Here is an 18,004-nt window from a genome sequence, read left to right as displayed (position 1 = left end):
CCATGACGTTTGACCTAGCGTGAGCGGCCATGCCCGCGTTCCGGGGGGGACCCGACGGCGCGGCCAGGCGACACCACTCATCACCTACAGAGGGACACCCATGACCAAGCAGTATCTGAAGCCCCTGGCGCTGGCGCTGGCCGTCAGCCTGGCGCTGACCGCCTGCGGCAAGCACGAGCCGGCCAACAACGCGCCGGCGCCGACCAGCACCGCCGCAGCCGCCAGCAGCACCGCCGCCGCCGACCTCGGCAAGAGCATCTTCGACGTCAGCGAGCTGGGCGACAGCGCGCTGGCCTGCCAGGACTTCAACAGCTTCGTCAACGCCAAGTGGGTCGCCGCCAATCCGATCCCGGCCGACCGCACCCGCTGGGGCGCGTTCGATGCGCTGGCCGAGGCCAGCCTGAACACCCAGCACGAGATCGTCGAGAAGGCCGCCAAGGGCGCCGCCACGGCGCAGGCCGGCTCGATCGAACAGAAGATCGGCCTGTTGTTCCAGTCGGGCATGAACGAGGACGCCATCGAGAAGGCCGGCTTCGACCCGATCAAGCCGAAGCTCGACGCCATCGCCGGTCTGAAGAACGGCGCCGACGTGGCCGACTACATCACCAAGGCCTACGTCGGGGGTGACGGCCAAGTGTTCGCGTTTGGTTCCAGCGCCGACTACCAGCACGCCGACATGCAGATCGCGTATGCCAACGAAGCCGGCCTGGGCCTGCCGACCAAGGACTATTACAGCGAGGCCAAGCACAAGGACATCCGCGACGCCTACGTCGCCTACATCGCCAAGGCGCTGGAGTTGACCGGCGTGGCCGAGGCCGACGCAAAGAAGCAGGCCGCCGACGTGCTGGCGTTCGAGACCCGGCTGGCCGCCGCCTCGCTGTCGCCGGTCGAGGCACGCAAGCCGGAGAACCAGTACCACTTCGTCAGCGTCCAGGACGCCGACAAGACCACCCCGCACTTCAGCTGGGACAAGTTCTTCGCCGCCCAGGGCGTGACTGTCGACAAGGGCTTCTCGCTGTCGCAGCCGAAGTTCTTCGCCGAGTTCGACAAGCTGCTGGCCAGCGCGCCGATCGCCCAGTGGCAGGCCTACCTGCGCTTCCACACCATCGACGATGCCTCGCCGTACCTGAGCAAGAACTTCCAGGACAACAAGTTCGCCTTCTACGGCAAGACCCTGTCCGGCCAGCCCGAGCAGAAGGCCCGCTGGAAGCGCGTGCTCGGCACCGTCAACAGCTCGATGGGCCAGGCGCTCGGCCAGCTGTACGTGGCCGAGGTGTTCAAGCCCGAAGCCAAGGCCCGCGCGCAGGAACTGGTCGACAACGTGCGCAATGCGCTGAAGGCGCGCATCGAGAACCTCGACTGGATGAGCGACGAGACCAAGGCCAAGGCGATCGCCAAGTGGAATACCTTCCTGCCCAAGATCGGCTACCCGGACAAGTGGCGCGACTGGTCGGGCCTGAGCATCAGCGGCGACAACTACTACGGCAACGTGATGGCCGCGGCGAAGTTCAACTACGACTACGACATCGCCAAGATCGGCAAGCCGACCGACCGCAAGGAATGGGGCATGACCCCGCAGACGGTCAACGCCTACTACAACCCGACCGACAACACGATCAACTTCCCGGCCGCGATCCTGCAGCCGCCGTTCTTCGACGCCAACGCCGATGACGGGATCAACTACGGCGGCATCGGCGCGGTGATCGGCCACGAGGCCAGCCACGGCTTCGACGACGAAGGCAGCCAGTTCGACGGTGACGGCAACAACAAGAACTGGTGGACCAAGGCCGATCGCGACAAGTTCGACGCACGCACCGACAAGCTGGTCGCGCAGTTCAACGAGTACGCGCCGATCAAGGACAAGCCCGATGCGCACGTCAACGGCAAGCTGACCCTGGGCGAGAACATCGCCGACCTGGGCGGCCTCAACGTGGCCTACGACGCGCTGCAGGCTGCACTGAAGAAGAACCCGGAGGAAGCCGGCAAGCAGATCGACGGCTATACCCAGGACCAGCGCTTCTTCCTGAACTGGGCCCGCGTATGGCGTGGCAGCGTGCGCGAACAGCAGGCGTTGCTGTACCTCAACATTGACCCGCACGCTCCGGCTTCGCTGCGCGCGATCGGCGCGCCGTCGAACATGCCGGCCTTCGCCAATGCGTTCCAGTGCAAGAGCGGCGACGCGATGGTGCGCGCGGACGACAAGCAGGTGAAGATCTGGTAAGCCCGCGACAGCGCACGCCGCAGCTCGACGCGGCGTGAACCCGAAGGCCCCGCATGCGAATGCGGGGCCTTTTTCGTGGAGCGATAACCGGCACTCCCGTCGTCACGGCAGCGCGAGCCCGGAAACAAAGTATTGCAAATCATTCTCATTAAAAATATCGTATGCCACTTCTCCGGCCGCCATCGCACAACGTGACTGGCCGGAATGCTCTGCCGCTTCCACATGCTGACCGTCGGACGACACGACGCACGCTGATTTTCATCGGTGCGCTTGCGGCCGGCCCGAAAACCTGCATCCAGCCGCCGCAAGACATGGCATGCGCCAGACCCGCCAGGCCCTGTCCGCGGACAAAGCCCGCCCACTCACGGAGTCACCATGACAGCCATCCGATCGCGCAAGCATCCCGTCGCCTCTTGCAAGCAGGCATCGACGACAAGCGCATTGACGGCGGCAACCCTGTTCACCGGCCTGGCATTGGCTTTCCCTGCGGCAGCCACGGATACCCCGCCTGCCGATTTCTCCGGCGCACAAGTGGCGCAGGCCAAGAACCTGCCCGGCGTGAAGGTGGAAGCCGTCACCGGCGACGACTACCGCGTCGACAAGCTGTCCTCGCCGAAATTCACCCAGCCGCTGCTGGACACCACGCAGACCATCAGCGTGATCACCAAGGAGCTGATCCAGCAGCAGGGCGCCACCACGCTGACCGAGGCGCTGCGCAACAGCCCGGGCGTGGGCACCTTCTACGTCGGCGAGAACGGCAACACCAGCACCGGCGACAGCATCTACATGCGCGGCTTCGACACCTCCGGCAGCATCTTCGTCGACGGCGTGCGCGATCTCGGCACGATCTCGCGCGACGTATTCAACGTCGAACAGGTCGAAGTCACCAAGGGCCCGGCCGGCACCGACTACGGCCGCACCGCGCCCACCGGCGCGGTGAACCTGGTCAGCAAGCAGCCGCAACTGGGCGACGGCCTCTCCGGCTCGCTCGGCTACGGCAGCGGCCGGCACCGGCGCGCCACCGCCGACTGGAACCGGACGCTGGGCGAACACGCCGCCTTCCGCCTCAACGTGATGGGCCAGGACAGCGGCGTACCGGGGCGCGACAAAGTCGAGAACAACCGCTGGGGCATTGCCCCGTCGCTGGCCTTCGGGCTGAAGACGCCGACCCGCGTCTACCTCGATTTCCTGCACGTGCGGCAGGACAACCTGCCCGACGGCGGCGTGCCCACCATCGGCCTGCCCGGCTACGCCAGCCCGGACCCGGCCCGGCCGTTCCTCGGCCATGCCGCCATGGTCGATCCGCACAACTTCTACGGCACCCGTGCCGACCACGACGACGTGCAGGGAGACCTGTTCACGGTCATCGTCGAACACGACTTCTCGCCCGACGCGACCCTGCACAACACCACGCGCTGGGACCGCACGCAGCAGGACTACCTGCTGACCTCGTTCCGTGGCGACAGCGCCTACCTGCTCACCCCGGACGCCACCGATCCCTCGAGCTGGACCATCGCGCGCAGCCTGCCGACGTTCAAGAAGCAGACCAACCGCATCCTCACCAACCAGACCAACCTCACCGCGAATTTCGACACCGGCGGCATCACGCACAATCTCAGCGCCGGCATCGAGCTGAGCCGCGAAAAGGCCGGCACGATCGGTCTGGGTGCGCTCAACGGCAGCGCGTGGCCGGCGGCGAACCTGTACCGCCCGGACGCCGACGTCAGCGGCCTGGTCTACGGCCGCACCGGGGCGCACAGCGCGGGCCGCACCGATACCGCGGCCGCCTACCTGTTCGATACGCTGAAGTTCAACGAGCAGTGGCAGCTCAACGCCGGCGTGCGGCTGGACCACTACAGCACCGACTTCGACAGCATGGTGGTCTGCGGCGCCCGCAACGGTCCGGCCTGCGGCAGCCTGCCCGCCGGCAGCGTGCTGCCCGGCGTCAACGCCAGCACCTCCGGCAACCTGCCCAACTACAAGCTCGGCGTGCTGTACAAGCCGGCCGCCAACGGCAGCGTCTATGCGAACTTCGCCGTGTCGCAGGAGCCGCCGGGCGGCAACACGCTCACTCTCAGCAGCGCCGCCAACAGCGCCGACAACCCGAACCTCGATCCGCAGAAGGCGCACACGATCGAACTGGGCACCAAGTGGGACCTGCTCGACGAAAAACTGCTGCTGACCGGCGCGCTGTACCGCACCACCGTCAGCAACGACCTGGTGCAGGATCCGGTCGACCAGCAGTACTACCAGGTCGGCCGCAAGCGCGTGCAGGGCATCGAGCTGAGCGCGGTCGGCAAGCTGACCGACCACTGGGCGGTCAGCGCCGGCTACACCGTCATGGACGCCAAGGTGATCCACGGCAGCGCGGTGGCCAGCGACGGTTCCGCCGACCTGGCCTACACGCCGAAGAGCGCGTTCACCGCGTGGACCACCTGGCACCTGCCGTTCGACCTCACCCTCGGCGGCGGCGCCCGCTACGCCGGCCAGATGAAGCGCGGCATCGACGGCGCGATCGGCACGCCGGCGTATACCGAGGCGTACTGGGTGTTCGACGCAATGGCCAGCTACCCGCTCAACCGGCACGTCGACCTGCAGTTGAATCTGTACAACCTGTTCGACCACGACTACGTCGCGGCGATCAACAAGAGCGGCTACCGTTACACCCCCGGCACGCCGCGTTCGGCGCTGCTCAGCGCCAACATCCGTTTCTGACCCCTGCCCCGCGACCCTGCCCGCCGCCGGGCGGGATTGACCAGGACTCTGCCATGCTGCTGCACATCCCCGACGTTCTCGACCGCGAACAGGTCGCCCAGCTGCGTGGCGCGCTCGACGCGGCCGACTGGACCGACGGCCGCGAGACCGTCGGTGCCCAGGGCGCGCAGGTGAAGCGCAACGAACAACTGCCGGACGCCTCGCCACTGCGCCGGCAACTCGGTGCGGTGGTGCTGGCGGCGCTGGCGAAGAACCCGCTCTACCACGCGGCGGTGTTGCCCATGCGCACCCTGGCGCCGCGCTTCAACCGCTACCGGGACGGCGGCCAGTACGGCTTCCACGTCGACGGCGCCGTGATGGCGCTGTCGGACGATGCGCAGTTGCGCAGCGACGTCTCCTGCACGCTGTTCCTCAGCGCGCCGGACGAATACGACGGCGGCGAGCTGATCGTCAGCGACACCTACGGCGAGCATGAGGTGAAACTGCCGGCCGGCGACCTGATCGTCTACCCGTCCAGCAGCCTGCACCGCGTCGCGCCGGTGACCCGCGGCGCACGCGTGGCCTCGTTCTTCTGGGCGCAGAGCCTGATCCGCGACGACGGACGGCGGCGCCTGCTGTTCGAGCTGGACGCCTCGATCCAGCGCCTGGTCCGGTCCGGCGCCGATGCCGCCGCCGTGCTGCAGCTGACCGGCGTCTATCACAACCTGCTGCGCCAGTGGGCCGAGACCTGAGCGCGGCCGGCCCGCGACGGTTCCCAGCACGCGCCGCGAAGCGGATAATCGTCGGCCCTTGAAGCAAGACGGTCGCCGCATGTTTGTCCCTGGTCAACGCTGGATTTCCTCCGCCGAACCCGAGCTGGGTCTCGGCACCGTGCTGCGCGTCGAAGGACGCGGTGTGCAGGTGCTGTTCGCCAAGGCCGGCGTGCTGCGCCCGTACGCGATCGACTCGGCGCCGCTGATCCGCGCCGAGTTCCGCGCCGGCCAACGCGTGGCCGGCAAGGGCGTGGCATTCCTGGTCGAGCGCGTCGAAATCAGGGACGAACTGCTGGTCTACCGCGGCGAAGGCCGCGAACTGCACGAGGGCCAGCTCGACGACGAGCAGAGCGTGAGCCAGGCCGACGACCGCCTGATCGGCGGGCGCACCGACACCGTGGCGCAGTTCGAGCTGCGCCTGGAAGGCCTCAAGCGGCGCGCCGAGGCGCGCCGTTCGCCGATGTGGGGCCTGGGCGCGGCGCGCATCGGGCTGGTGCCGCACCAGCTGCGCGTGGCCGGCATCGCCGCCGCGCGCCGCCCGCCACGCGTGCTGCTGGCCGACGAAGTGGGCCTGGGCAAGACCATCGAGGCGGGCATGATCATCGCGCGCCAGCTCGCCGCCGGGCGCGCCTCGCGCGTGCTGCTGCTGTTGCCCGACACGCTGGTGTACCAGTGGTTCGTGGAGATGCTGCGCCGCTTCAACCTCAGCTTCGCGATCTACGACGAGGAGCGCTGCGAGGCGCTGGAACAGTCCGGCGATGCCGGCAACCCGTTCGAGGACGAGCAGCTGGTGATCGCCGACTTCGGCTTCCTGGAAAGCTCGCCGAAGTATGCGAAGCAGCTGCTGGACGCGCCGTGGGACCTGCTGGTGGTGGACGAGGCGCACCACCTGGCGTGGTCGCCGGGGGTCGTCAGCCCGCGCTACGCGATGGTGGAACAGCTGGCTGCGGCGATCCCCGGCGTGATCCTGCTCACCGCCACTCCGGAGCAGCTCGGCCGCAGCGGCCACTTCGCCCGCCTGCGCCTGCTCGACCCGCAGCGCTACCGCGACCTGGAAAGCTACCTGGCCGAGGCCGACAGCTATCTCGCACTGTCGAAGATCGCCGACCGCCTGCTCGATGGCCAGCCGCTCGACGAGGCACAACGCGCCGCCCTGGCGACGGCCTTCCACGGCGACCAGGTACTCACCGCCCGGCTGGCCGATCCCGCCAAAGCGGACAACGCGCGCGAGCTGCTGGCCGCGCTGATCGACCGCCACGGCACCGGCCGCGTGATGTTCCGCAACAACCGCGCCGGCGTCGGCGGCTTTCCGCAGCGCCGGCCCGAATGGCACCTGCTGCCGATGGCCGCGGTCGACGACAGCACGCGCCAGGCGCTGCTGGCCGAGTTCCACGCCGACATCCAGCAGCCGCCGGCGCTGATCGAGGTGGACTACGCCGCCGACCCGCGCATCGACGCCCTGATCGCCCTGCTGGAGCAGCACCCGCAGGACAAGTTCCTGCTGATCTGCCGCAGCCAGGCCAAGGTGCTGGCGCTGGAGGAAGCACTGCGCACGAAGAGCGGCATCGGCGTGGCGCGTTTCCACGAGGGCCTCAGCATCGTGCAGCGCGACCGCAACGCCGCGTATTTCGCGCAGCCCGACGGCGCGCGATTGCTGCTGTGTTCGGAGATCGGCTCGGAGGGGCGCAACTTCCAGTTCGCGCACCGGCTGATCCTGTGGGACCTGCCGCTGGATCCGGACCTGCTGGAACAGCGCATCGGCCGGCTCGACCGCATCGGCCAGAAGCACGACATCGTCATTCACCTGCTGGCCGTGGCCGACAGTGCCCAGCACGTGCTGGCACGCTGGTACGACGAGGGCGTCGACGCGTTCCGCCTGAGCCCGGCCGATGGCCGCGAACTGCTGCGCCGCTACGGCGAGCCGCTGACCCGGCTGGCCGACGAACACGCCCGCGGCGACGACAACCGCGACCAGGAACTGGACGCCTTGCTGGCCGAAACCCGCGCCAGCCACGAGCAGATGGCCGAGCTGATCCGCGGCGGTCGCGACCACCTGCTGGAGCTGGCCGCCAGCCGCGACCTGCATGCAGACGAACTGCAGCAGGCGTTCGCCCGCGAGGACCACGACCCGGCTCGCGACGCGTTCGTGCAGCGACTGCTGGAAGCCTTCGGCATCCACGCCGAGGAACTCGGCGGCCAAGTGCTGCTGCTCGATCCGCAATACCTCTCCACCGACGCCCTGCCCGGCTTCGCCGAAGGCCCGCAGTCGGTGACCTTCGCGCGCGACGTGGCGCTGGCACGCGAAGAATTGCCGCTGTTGCGACTCGACCATCCACTGGTGGCCGGCGCGCTGGACCTGGCGCTATCCGGCGAACAGGGCAACGCCGCCTTCATGGTCGACGACGCGCTGCCGCCGCGCACCGCGCTGCTGCAGGCGGTGTTCCTGCTGGAGTGCGTGGCCGACCGAAAACTCGACGCCGAACGCTTCCTGCCGCCGCTGCCGATCGTGGTCACGGTGGACACCCGACTCGCCGAGCGCGCCGACTTCGCGCCCAGCGGGATCGCGTTGCGCAAGGCCGGCGACCGCAACATCGAAGTGCCACGCTACCGCAAATTCCTGGCCAAGCTGGTGCCGCCGATGCTGGAGCGCGCCGAGGAGCTGGCCGGCGCACGCGCGCGCTCGCACATCGACGAAGCCACCGGGCTGGCCACGGCGGCGCTGGATACCGAGCTGTCGCGCCTGCAGGCGCTGCGCGCAGTGAACCCCTCGATCAGTGCCGCGGAAATCGCCACCGTGGCGGCCGAACGCAACGCCCTGCTTGCCGCCCTGCCGCAGTCGCGCCTGCGCCTGGACGCGGTGCGCTTCGTGGCCAGTGCCGACTTCCTCGCGTTGCGCTGACCCCTTCCCGACCTCCCCTGCGACCGCAGGGGAGGTCGGAGTGCTTCAGCCCTTCATCGCTTTCGCATGCCAGGCGACGTGCTCGCCGATGAAGCTCGCCACGAAGTAGTAGCTGTGGTCGTAGCCCGGATGCAGGCGCAGGGTCAGCGGATGGTCCGCCGCGGCACAGGCCTCGCGCAACCGCTCCGGCTTGAGCTGCACGGCGAGGAATTCGTCGGCCTCGCCCTGGTCCACCAGCAGCGGCAGGCGCTCGGTCGCCGTCTTCAGCAACTCGGTAGCGTCATGGCGCGCCCAGTCCGCGCGATCCGGCCCGAGGTAGGCGGTGAAGGCCTTCTCGCCCCACGGCACCTGCGCCGGCGCCACGATCGGCGCGAACGCCGACACGCTGCGATAGCGTCCGGGGTGGCGCAGCGCGATCGTCAGCGCGCCGTGGCCGCCCATCGAATGCCCGCTGATGCCGCGCACGCCGTTGGCCGGGAACGCCGCCTCGACCAGCGCGGGCAACTCCTCCGCCACGTAGTCGTGCATGCGGTAATGCGCGGCCCAGGGCTGCTGCGTCGCGTTGACGTAGAAGCCCGCACCCTGGCCCAGGTCGTAGGCCGGATCGTCCGCCACGCCTTCGCCGCGCGGACTGGTGTCCGGCGCCACCAGGATCACGCCGTGTTCGGCCGCGTAGCGCTGCGCGCCGGCCTTGGTGATGAAGTTTTGCTCGGTGCAGGTAAGGCCGGACAGCCAGTACAGCACCGGCAGCCGATTCTTCTGTGCCTGCGGCGGCAGGTAGACGGCGAAGTTCATCGCGCAGCCCAGCGCGGCCGAATCGTGGCGGTACACGTCCTGCCAACCGCCGAAGCAGGTGCGGTGTTCGATGCGTTCCATCACGGGCCTCAGTAGTGGATGACCGAACGGATCGACTTGCCTTCGTGCATCAGCTCGAAAGCGTGGTTGATCCCGTCCAGCCCCATGGTGTGGGTGACGAACGGCGCCAGCGCGATCTCGCCGCGCATCGCCTGCTCGACCATGCCGGGCAGCTGGCTGCGGCCCTTCACGCCGCCGAACGCGGTGCCCATCCACTTGCGGCCGGTAACCAGCTGGAACGGCCGGGTGGAGATTTCCTGGCCCGCGCCGGCCACGCCGATGATCACGCTCTGGCCCCAGCCGCGATGCGCGCATTCCAGCGCCGCACGCATCACCTTGACGTTGCCGATGCATTCGAAGCTGTGGTCCACACCCCAGCCGGTCATCTCCACGATCACCTGCTGGATCGGCTTGTCGTAGTCCTTCGGGTTGACGCAGTCGGTGGCGCCCATCGAGCGCGCCAGCTCGAACTTGGCCGGGTTGGTGTCGATCGCGATGATGCGCCCCGCCTTCGCTTGGCGCGCACCCTGCACCACCGCCAGACCGATGCCGCCGAGACCGAACACCGCCACGCTGTCGCCCGGCTGCACCCTGGCGGTATTGTGCACCGCGCCGATGCCGGTGGTGACGCCGCAGCCCAGCAGGCAGACCTGCTCGTGGTCCGCCTGCGGGTTGATCTTCGCCAGCGACACTTCCGCGACCACGGTGTACTCGCTGAAGGTACTGCAGCCCATGTAGTGGTAGATCGGCTGGCCGTCGTAGGAGAAGCGCGTGGTGCCGTCCGGCATCACGCCCTTGCCCTGGGTGGCGCGCACCGCCGTGCACAGGTTGGTCTTGCCGCTCTTGCAGAACAGGCATTCGCCGCACTCGGCGGTGTACAGCGGGATCACGTGGTCGCCCGGCTGCACGCTGGTCACGCCCTCGCCCACTTCCACCACCACGCCCGCGCCCTCGTGGCCGAGCACGCAGGGGAACAGGCCTTCCGGATCGTCGCCGGACAGCGTGAACGCATCGGTGTGACAGACGCCGGTGTGGCTGATCTTCACCAGCACCTCGCCCTGCTTCGGCGGGGCCACGTCGATCTCGACGATCTCCAGCGGCTGGCCAGGGGCGAAGGCGACGGCGGCACGGGATTTCATGGCGGTACTCCTGCAGTGAATCGTGGTGTGGCGGATCGATGGTTCGGCCGGTGCGCAGCCGGTTATTTGAGGTAGGTACGCAGCAAGGCGACAGTCTGTTCCAGCGCGGCCGCCTCCACTGCCGCGATGCGGCGAGGCGCGAAGCTGGCGCGCAGATGGCTCTCCAGCACTTCGGCCATCAGCCCGTTCAACGCACCGCGGATCGCCGCGATCTGCTGCAGTACGGCGCCGCAGTCGGCCTCCTGCTCCAGCGCCTGCGCCAGCGCGTCCAACTGGCCGCCGATGCGGCGTACGCGCACCAGTGCCTGCTTCTTTTCCTGCGTCGAGTACGGCATGGGCCTTCGCCTTGTATACCCCCGGGGAGTATAGGCCAACCCGTCGCCGGGGTCATGTCGCCGCCGGGCGCGCAAACGACGCGATGGCAAACGGCAGGACGGCCGCCTTGCACGTTCGCCACGAAAAAGCGCACGACCCCGCCGTGCGCTCCAAGATGAACGCCGAGCCCGGGCTGCTCCCGGATCAGGTGGCAGCCTGCCGCATGCGCCGCTCGATGCCGAAGCCGTAGTAGGCCACGGTGAGCAACGCCAGCCACGCCACGCCCACGTAGATCGCCACGCGGGTGTCGGGACTCCAGCCCAGCATCACCCACACGAAGGCGAGGAAGGCCAGGCACAGCACGCTGGACAGCGGCCACGCGCGCAGACGGAAGCCGAGCGGTTGCGCCTGCCGGCGGCGGAAGCGCCAGTGCGCCACCAGCACCATGCCCCAGGTCCACACCGTGTTGAAGGCGAGGATGGACATCATCATGCCGAAGATGCGCCCCGGCACCAGGTAGTTCATCAGCACGCCGAACAGCAGGCACACCATGGTCACCAGCACGCCGTGCACCGGTACGCCGTGCCCGCTCAGCCGGCCCATCGCCGCCGGCGCCTGCCCCTTGTCGGCGAGGCTGTGCAGCATGCGGCTGCCGCTGAAGGTGGTGGAGTTGAAGCTGGACAGCGCCGCGGTGATCACCACGAAGTTGATCAGCCCCGCCGCCTGCGGGATGCCCAGTCGCGCGAAAGTACTGACGAACGGGCTGCTGTCGGCATCCAGCTGGTTCCACGGATAGATCGCCATGATCACGAACAGCGAGCCGATGTAGAAGATCAGGATGCGCCAGATCACCGAGTTCACCGCGCGCGGGATGGTGCGCTCGGGTTGCGCGGCCTCCGCCGCCGCCATGCCGATGGTCTCGATGCCGCCGAAGGAGAACACCAGCACCGGCAACGCCAGCACCATGCCGGTGAGGCCGTTGGGGAACCAACCTCCGTGCGACCACAGGTTGGACAGTCCCACCGGTGTACCGCCGTTGCCCCAGCCCAGCCAGATCATCGCGCAGCCGCCCAAGATCATCAGCACTACGGTGAGCACCTTGATCAGCGCGAACCAGAACTCCAGCTCGCCGTACACCTTCACCGCCAGCAGGTTCAGCCCGCCGATCATCGCCACGCTGGCGAACGCCCAGATCCACTGCGGCGAGTCGGGGAACCAGGTCTTCATGTAGATGCCCACCGCCGTGCTCTCGGCGATGCCCACGCCCATCATCAGGATCCAGTAGTTCCAGCCGGTGAGGTAGCCGGCCAGCGGCCCCACGTATTTGTGCGCATAGGCGCTGAAGGAGCCGGCGACGGGTTCGTGCGCGGCCATTTCGCCCAGCGCGCGCATGATGATGAAGATCATCGTGCCGCCGAACACGTAGGCGACCAGCACCGACGGACCGGCCAGCTTGATCGTGCTGGCCGAGCCGAGGAACAGCCCGGCGCCGATGCACATGCCCAGCGCCATGAAGGTGATGTGGCGCGGGGTCAGCTGGCGCTGCAGGGACGGGCTCATGGAGGTGTTTCGCGACGTAAAAGCGCTCAGCGTAGCAGACGCCGCCGCGGCTTCCATGGCAGCCGCCCACGCCAGTACTGGATCAGCACCAGCCCGCCCAGCATGCCGCCGAGATGGGCGAAGTGGGCCACGCCGGGCTCGATCCCGGTCACGCCCATGGTCAGCTCGGCGGCCGCATACAGGATCACGAACAGCCACGCCGGCATCGGGATCGGCAGGAAGATCAGCATGACCTTCTCGTGCGGGTAAAGCATGCCGAAGGCCAGCAGCAGTCCGAAGATCGCGCCGGACGCGCCCAGCGTGGGCCCGTACTGCACCGGCGGGAAAAACCACAGCACCGCCAGCTGCAGCAGCGAGGCGACGATCGCGCAGACGAAGTAGTAGACGATGAACTCGCGCGCGCCGAAGGTGCGCTCGATGGTGCCGCCGAACATGTACAGCGCGAGCATGTTGAATGCGATGTGGGTGAGTCCGCCGTGCATGAAGGCGCTGGTGACGATCTGCCATGGCGCGAACAGGCCCGAGCCGAGCGGCCACAGCGCGAAGTTCACCAACAGGATCTGTCCCGCCACCTGCTGCAGCACGAACACCGCCACGTTGGCGATCAGCAGGTTGCGGGTGACGGGCGGCAAATCAAAAGGCATCGGGCGGCTTCCGTGGGGTCAGGGCAGCATAACGGCGCATCGCGCAGCTGACCGCACGCGGCAGCGATCGTTCATCCGCTGCGGCCAGCAAAAAGCCGCCTTGCGGCGGCCTGGCGAAGAAACCGGCAACGGCTAAGGTCAGCCCTTGTCGGCCACCTGCGCCATCGCTTCCGGACGCTTGGCGCCGGCGAAGCGCTTGGCCCAGTAGCCCTCGTTGAGGCTGGAGATCTCCACCGACTTGCCGCTGGCCGGCGAGTGGATGAAGCGACCGTTGGAGATGTAGATGCCCACGTGCGAGATGCGCTGCTTGCCGTGCGTGCGGAAGAACACCAGGTCGCCCGGCTGCATGTCGGCCCGCTTGACCTTCAGGCCGGCCAGGAACTGCGACGCGGAGTTGTGCGGCAGCTGCATGCCGATCGCATGGGCGAACACGTAACGGACGAAGCCGCTGCAGTCGAAGCCGGTGGAGGGATCGCGGCCGCCGCGTACGTAGCGCGTGTCGCGCAGCTTCATCGCCATCGCCAGCAGCGACTTGCGCAGGTCGGTGATGCTCGCGCTGGCAGCCGCCGCGGCGGCGTCCGGTGCGTCCGTCGTCGCCGCATCGGCCACTGCAGGCGTCTCGGTTGCGGCGCCGGGGAGCACCGACGCGGCATCGGGAACCACGGACTGTGCCAGCGACGACGCCGGGTTGAGTGCCGGCAGCTGGCCCAGCAACGGCGAGCCGAGGCGGTCGACCAGCGTGCTGTCGACGACGGAGGAAGCGGAGACGTCCCTGGCCTGCAGCGGACCGGACACCAGCAGTACGGAGGCGAGCGCGATGGCGGCGGCGGTCAGTGGCTTGATCGGCATGCTGGGAAGAATCCCTTGTTGTTCACAGGATTAGCCGCCCGTCAGAAGCTGACGACGTGACGAAGTAGTGAACTTAACAAGAAGGAAGTGCCCAGATGTTGGATTGAGGTTAACTGAACCCTGGCGTTTCAAAAAACGGCGACGCCGCGCACGCTTCATACAAAACATTGATATTGTTGAACTTATATCCTGGCTGATGGCTCCGGCCAGTAATACGAGTCCGGATACGGCCGCTGCCCGAAGATCGCCGTACCGATCCGCAGCTCGGTGGCGCCCTCGGCCACGGCGAGCGGGAAATCGCCGCTCATGCCCATGGAAAGCCGTGGGATGTCATGGCCTTGCGCGATGGCCTGGTCGCGCAGTTCGCGCAGCCGGCGGAAGCAAGCGCGCACCTCCACCGGGTCGGTGGAGTGGATCGCCAGGGTCATCAGGCCGCGTACGCGCAAGGTGTCGTAACTGCGCAGGGCGTCCAGGAAACCAGGCAGTTGTTCAGGCGGCAGACCGTATTTGCTCGGTTCGGTGGAGGTCTTCACCTGCACCAGCACGTCGATCGCGCGGCCCTCGTGCTGCAAGCGGCGATCCAGCGCCTGGGCCAGTTCCAGCCGGTCCAGCGACTGCACCTCGCTGGCCAGCCGTGCCACCTCCTTCGCCTTGTTGGTCTGCAGGTGGCCGATCATCACCCAGTCGATGCCACAGTCCGCCAGCAGCGGCGCCTTGTCGCGGATCTCCTGCGCCTTGTTCTCGCCGAAACGGCGCATGCCGAGTGTCACCGCGGCCCGGATCAGTTCCGGGCCGAAGGTCTTGCTGACCGGCAGGATGGCTACCCCGGCCGGGTCGCGACCGGCCTCGCGGCAGGCGGCGTCGACACGGCGACGAACCTGCGCCCAGTTGTCGGCCAGCCAGTGGGTGTCCCCGGCCATGCGCCGATACCGCCGCTCAGACCTTGCCGCCGTTCTGGTGATGGCGCGCCACCACCTCGGCCACCACCATGCTGACCTTCTTGCCGGTGGGGATGTGCAGGAATTCGTTCGGGCCGTGCGCGTTGGAATGCGGGCCGAGCACGCCGGTGATCAGGAACTGCGCCTTGGGGAATTTCTCGCCCAGCATGCCCATGAACGGGATGCTGCCGCCCTCGCCCATGTAGGCGGCCGGCGCACCGAAATAGTTCTGCGAGGCGTCGGCCACCGCCTGCTCCAGCCACGGCGACAGCGCCGGCGCGTTCCAGCCCGAGCCGTCCTTTTCCAGGGTAAAAGTAACCTTGGCGCCGTACGGCGGGTCTTGCTCCAGCAACTGCTTGACGAACTCGCCGGCCCTGGCGCCGTTCAGCGTGGGCGGCACGCGCAGGCTCAGCTTCACCGCGGTGAACGGGCGCAGCACGTTGCCGGCGCTCTCCAGTGGCGGGATGCCGCCGATGCCGGTCACCGCCAGTTGCGGGCGCCAGGTGCGGTTGAGCACCAGTTCGGCCAGATCCCTGGTGACCGGCTGCATGCCCTCGACCCAGGGGAACTTGCTGTAGATATCGTCGCCCAGCACCTCGGCCGAGATCCTGGCCTGATCGATGCGCTGCTGCGGGATGTCGACGTACAGCTCCTTCGGCTTGATCGTGCCGGTTTCCGGATCCTCCAGCCGCGACAGCAGCTCGCGCAGGATGCGGAAGCTCGACGGCACCACGCCGGAAGCGTCGCCCGAGTGCACGCCCTCTTCCAGCACCTGCACGCTGAGGTTGCCGCCGGTCATGCCGCGCAGGGAGGTGGTCAGCCACAGCTGGTCGTAGTTGCCGCAGCCCGAATCCAGGCACACCACCAGCGACGGGCTGCCGATGCGCGCGGCCAGGTGGTCGACGTAGAACGGCAGGTCGTAGCTGCCCGATTCCTCGCAAGCCTCGATCATCACCACGCAACGCGCGTGCGGGATGCCCTGCTCGTGCAACGCCAGCAGCGCCGCCAGCGAGCCGAAGATCGCGTAGCCGTCGTCGGCGCCGCCGCGGCCGTACAGCTTGTCGCCCTTGAGCACCGGCGTCCACGGGCCGAGGCCGTCGGCCCAGCCGGTCATCTCCGGCTGCTTGTCCAGATGGCCGTACAGCATCACGGTGTCGTCGCCCTGGCCCGGCACCTCGATATAGATGAGCGGCGTGCGCCCTTCCAGCCGCACCACTTCCAGCGTGGCACCGGGCAGCTGGGCGAGTTTGGAGCGCGCCCAGGTCTCCATCAGCTTCACCGCGGCATCCATGTAGCCGTGCGCTGCCCAGTCCTTGTCGAACATCGGCGACTTGTTCGGGATGCGGATGTACTCGACCAGCTGCGGCACGATCTCGTCGTCCCACAGGCCGCTGACGAAGCGGGAAAGGCGGGCGGTATCCATGGCTCACTCCATCAGGCGGACAAGAGCGGCATTGTAACAGCGCGCTTCCGGTACACCGACACACGGCCGGAAGCTGCCCACGGAAGAAAGCGCCCGGCGCGTACGCCAGCCCCTTGGCGCCTCCCACTGCATGGCCCCGCGCCGCAGCGCCATAGTGCGCCGGCGGCCCCGGGAAGCCGCCACCACCATCGCCCAAGGAGAAAGGCCATGTTCAACAAATTCGTCGCTGTCGCTCTTGCCCTCGCCCTCGCCGTGCCGGGGCTGCTGCTCGCCGCCACGCCGGTCAACATCAACCAGGCCGACGCCGCCGTCATCGCCAAATCGCTGGATGGCGTCGGCCAGGCCAAGGCCGAGGCCATCGTGGCCTGGCGCGAGGCCCACGGCCCGTTCAAGAAGGCCGACGACCTCAGGCACGTCAAGGGCATCGGCAAGGCCACCATCGAGCGCAACCGGGCCGCCATCCTGCTCGCCGACGATGGCTCCGCCAGCACCGACGCCGCAGCGGACGCCCCGGCGAAGAAAGCACGCCGCAGCAAGAAGGCCGCCGTCGCCGCGGCGACCGAAGAATAGCCAGCAGCGGGCTTCACGCCGGTCGGGAACCGGGCGGCGCGGCCACGGCAGGCCGCGCCGCTTGCGCTACACTCGCGCGCTCTTCCGCCGCCGTGCCGCCATGATCCTGCCGCGCTACCACATCGCCGCTTCCGCCATCCACGGCGCCGGCAACGGCCTGTTCCTCGACGAAGCCGTGGCGGCGGGGCGCATCATCACCGCGCCGGACCGCATCGAGCAGACCTTCCGCTACGCCGACATCATGGCTTCGCCGCAGCTGCGCGCGCAGTTCCACGCCAGCGCACGCTGGTTCGAGGATCGCTACACGCTGTCGCCGGACTGGCCGGACGAGTGCTACATCAACCACAGCTTCACGCCGAACGGGCTGTGGCACCTGGGCTTCGTGTTCGCCCTGGCCGAGCTGCCCGCCGGCAGCGAGATCACCGTGGATTACCGGCACCTGCTGCCGCCCGGCGAAGCCGAGGATTTTGTCGATGCGGCCACCGGTGAGACAATCGTCGGGCTGAGCTGGCAGCAGAGTCTTGCCGACAGCACCCGTGTCCTGGCTGAACTGCTGGCCGCCCACCGCTGACCGTGATGTTCGACATTCCCACCATTGAAACGGCGCGCCTGCGCCTCACCGCGCTCACCGAGCGGCACTTCGACGACTACGCCGCGATGCTGGCCGACCCGGACAGCACGCGCTGGATCGGCGACGGCGAACCGCTGGACCGCACCAACGCCTGGCGTTCGCTGGCGATGCTGCTGGGCCACTGGCAGCTGCGCGGCTTCGGCATGTGGGCGCTGGAACTGAAGTCCACCGGCGAATTCATCGGCCGCGCCGGCCTGATGTACCCCGACGGCTGGCCGGACCTGGAAATGGGCTGGATGCTCAAGCCCGAGCACCGCCACCACGGCTATGCCACCGAGGCGGGCGAAGCGGTGCTCGACTTCGCCTGGAACCAGTTGCACGCCCCGCGCGTGATCAGCCTGGTGCGGGTCGGCAACGAGGCCTCCGACCGGGTCGCCGCGCGGCTCGGCGGCGAGCACATCGAGGACATGGACTTCTACGGCAGCCACAGCCACGTGTTCGCCTACTACCCGCCGCACCGCGAGCACCGCCGCGCCTACGGCTGAGCGGCCGC

Annotated in this window: 15 protein-coding genes; 7 read left to right on the top strand and 8 right to left on the bottom strand. The window is 68.2% G+C overall.

Features of this window, described 5'->3' with window-relative positions:
- Positions 1–100 precede the first annotated feature (100 nt).
- From R5H19_RS04670 to rapA, 4 genes are all read left to right on the top strand, one after another.
- Positions 101–2,221 carry a M13 family metallopeptidase gene (locus tag R5H19_RS04670; protein ID WP_318157788.1) on the top strand — a complete coding sequence of 707 codons (2,121 nt, stop codon included), beginning with the start codon at positions 101–103 and terminating at the stop codon, positions 2,219–2,221.
- 375 nt (positions 2,222–2,596) lie between these two features.
- Positions 2,597–4,936, top strand: a complete 2,340-nt coding sequence (locus tag R5H19_RS04665; RefSeq protein ID WP_318157787.1) for a catecholate siderophore receptor Fiu — start codon at positions 2,597–2,599, stop codon at positions 4,934–4,936.
- Positions 4,937–4,989: 53 nt separating this feature from the next.
- The gene (locus R5H19_RS04660) at positions 4,990–5,667 is read left to right on the top strand and encodes a Fe2+-dependent dioxygenase (protein ID WP_318157786.1); all 678 of its coding nucleotides are present in this window, start codon (positions 4,990–4,992) and stop codon (positions 5,665–5,667) included.
- A gap of 79 nt (positions 5,668–5,746) precedes the next feature.
- Positions 5,747–8,587: an RNA polymerase-associated protein RapA gene (gene rapA / locus R5H19_RS04655; RefSeq protein WP_318157785.1), complete on the top strand. Its 2,841-nt coding sequence runs from the start codon at positions 5,747–5,749 to the stop codon at positions 8,585–8,587.
- 45 nt (positions 8,588–8,632) lie between these two features.
- Here rapA and fghA read toward each other — a convergent pair whose 3' ends face one another.
- The 8 genes from fghA to R5H19_RS04615 form a co-directional block, all read right to left on the bottom strand.
- The gene (gene fghA / locus R5H19_RS04650) at positions 8,633–9,463 is read right to left on the bottom strand and encodes an S-formylglutathione hydrolase (protein WP_318157784.1); all 831 of its coding nucleotides are present in this window, start codon (positions 9,461–9,463) and stop codon (positions 8,633–8,635) included.
- Between the two features lie 8 nt (positions 9,464–9,471).
- Positions 9,472–10,581 carry an S-(hydroxymethyl)glutathione dehydrogenase/class III alcohol dehydrogenase gene (locus tag R5H19_RS04645; RefSeq protein ID WP_318157783.1) on the bottom strand — a complete coding sequence of 370 codons (1,110 nt, stop codon included), beginning with the start codon at positions 10,579–10,581 and terminating at the stop codon, positions 9,472–9,474.
- Positions 10,582–10,643: 62 nt separating this feature from the next.
- Positions 10,644–10,916 (bottom strand): metal/formaldehyde-sensitive transcriptional repressor, encoded by a 273-nt coding sequence (locus R5H19_RS04640; RefSeq protein ID WP_318157782.1) that lies wholly within the window; start codon positions 10,914–10,916, stop codon positions 10,644–10,646.
- Positions 10,917–11,100: 184 nt separating this feature from the next.
- A complete protein-coding gene (locus tag R5H19_RS04635) occupies positions 11,101–12,456 on the bottom strand; it encodes an amino acid permease (protein ID WP_318157781.1) in 1,356 nt (451 codons plus the stop codon).
- 26 nt (positions 12,457–12,482) lie between these two features.
- A complete protein-coding gene (locus R5H19_RS04630; protein WP_318157780.1) occupies positions 12,483–13,100 on the bottom strand; it encodes a rhomboid family intramembrane serine protease in 618 nt (205 codons plus the stop codon).
- A gap of 138 nt (positions 13,101–13,238) precedes the next feature.
- The gene (locus R5H19_RS04625; RefSeq protein ID WP_318157779.1) at positions 13,239–13,949 is read right to left on the bottom strand and encodes a C40 family peptidase; all 711 of its coding nucleotides are present in this window, start codon (positions 13,947–13,949) and stop codon (positions 13,239–13,241) included.
- Between the two features lie 182 nt (positions 13,950–14,131).
- The gene (locus R5H19_RS04620; protein ID WP_318157778.1) at positions 14,132–14,869 is read right to left on the bottom strand and encodes a YggS family pyridoxal phosphate-dependent enzyme; all 738 of its coding nucleotides are present in this window, start codon (positions 14,867–14,869) and stop codon (positions 14,132–14,134) included.
- A 16-nt stretch (positions 14,870–14,885) separates the two neighbouring features.
- The gene (locus R5H19_RS04615) at positions 14,886–16,310 is read right to left on the bottom strand and encodes a M20 family metallopeptidase (protein ID WP_318157777.1); all 1,425 of its coding nucleotides are present in this window, start codon (positions 16,308–16,310) and stop codon (positions 14,886–14,888) included.
- A 207-nt stretch (positions 16,311–16,517) separates the two neighbouring features.
- Here R5H19_RS04615 and R5H19_RS04610 point away from each other — a divergent pair, with 207 nt between their 5' ends.
- The 3 genes from R5H19_RS04610 to R5H19_RS04600 all read left to right on the top strand — a co-directional run bounded on the left by R5H19_RS04610 (position 16,518) and on the right by R5H19_RS04600 (position 17,996).
- Positions 16,518–16,880, top strand: coding sequence for a helix-hairpin-helix domain-containing protein (locus tag R5H19_RS04610; protein ID WP_318157776.1), 363 nt, complete (start codon positions 16,518–16,520; stop codon positions 16,878–16,880).
- 100 nt (positions 16,881–16,980) lie between these two features.
- A complete protein-coding gene (locus R5H19_RS04605; protein ID WP_318157775.1) occupies positions 16,981–17,451 on the top strand; it encodes an SET domain-containing protein in 471 nt (156 codons plus the stop codon).
- A 5-nt stretch (positions 17,452–17,456) separates the two neighbouring features.
- Positions 17,457–17,996, top strand: coding sequence for a GNAT family N-acetyltransferase (locus tag R5H19_RS04600; protein WP_318157774.1), 540 nt, complete (start codon positions 17,457–17,459; stop codon positions 17,994–17,996).
- Positions 17,997–18,004: the final 8 nt, after the last annotated feature.

Source organism: Rhodanobacter sp. KK11, assembly GCF_033345435.1.
Lineage (GTDB): Bacteria > Pseudomonadota > Gammaproteobacteria > Xanthomonadales > Rhodanobacteraceae > Rhodanobacter.
Note: the sequence above shows the minus strand (reverse complement) of the source record. Positions and strands in the feature narration are given on the sequence as shown.

What these genes read in the sequence shown, in the direction of transcription:
- R5H19_RS04670 (WP_318157788.1), top strand. Translation starts at nt 101, where the DNA reads ATGACCAAGCAGTATCTGAAGCCCCTGGCGCTGGCGCTGGCCGTCAGC.
- R5H19_RS04665 (WP_318157787.1), top strand. Translation starts at nt 2,597, where the DNA reads ATGACAGCCATCCGATCGCGCAAGCATCCCGTCGCCTCTTGCAAGCAG.
- R5H19_RS04660 (WP_318157786.1), top strand. Translation starts at nt 4,990, where the DNA reads ATGCTGCTGCACATCCCCGACGTTCTCGACCGCGAACAGGTCGCCCAG.
- rapA (WP_318157785.1), top strand. Translation starts at nt 5,747, where the DNA reads ATGTTTGTCCCTGGTCAACGCTGGATTTCCTCCGCCGAACCCGAGCTG.
- fghA (WP_318157784.1), bottom strand. Translation starts at nt 9,463, where the DNA reads ATGGAACGCATCGAACACCGCACCTGCTTCGGCGGTTGGCAGGACGTG.
- R5H19_RS04645 (WP_318157783.1), bottom strand. Translation starts at nt 10,581, where the DNA reads ATGAAATCCCGTGCCGCCGTCGCCTTCGCCCCTGGCCAGCCGCTGGAG.
- R5H19_RS04640 (WP_318157782.1), bottom strand. Translation starts at nt 10,916, where the DNA reads ATGCCGTACTCGACGCAGGAAAAGAAGCAGGCACTGGTGCGCGTACGC.
- R5H19_RS04635 (WP_318157781.1), bottom strand. Translation starts at nt 12,456, where the DNA reads ATGAGCCCGTCCCTGCAGCGCCAGCTGACCCCGCGCCACATCACCTTC.
- R5H19_RS04630 (WP_318157780.1), bottom strand. Translation starts at nt 13,100, where the DNA reads ATGCCTTTTGATTTGCCGCCCGTCACCCGCAACCTGCTGATCGCCAAC.
- R5H19_RS04625 (WP_318157779.1), bottom strand. Translation starts at nt 13,949, where the DNA reads ATGCCGATCAAGCCACTGACCGCCGCCGCCATCGCGCTCGCCTCCGTA.
- R5H19_RS04620 (WP_318157778.1), bottom strand. Translation starts at nt 14,869, where the DNA reads ATGGCCGGGGACACCCACTGGCTGGCCGACAACTGGGCGCAGGTTCGT.
- R5H19_RS04615 (WP_318157777.1), bottom strand. Translation starts at nt 16,310, where the DNA reads ATGGATACCGCCCGCCTTTCCCGCTTCGTCAGCGGCCTGTGGGACGAC.
- R5H19_RS04610 (WP_318157776.1), top strand. Translation starts at nt 16,518, where the DNA reads ATGTTCAACAAATTCGTCGCTGTCGCTCTTGCCCTCGCCCTCGCCGTG.
- R5H19_RS04605 (WP_318157775.1), top strand. Translation starts at nt 16,981, where the DNA reads ATGATCCTGCCGCGCTACCACATCGCCGCTTCCGCCATCCACGGCGCC.
- R5H19_RS04600 (WP_318157774.1), top strand. Translation starts at nt 17,457, where the DNA reads ATGTTCGACATTCCCACCATTGAAACGGCGCGCCTGCGCCTCACCGCG.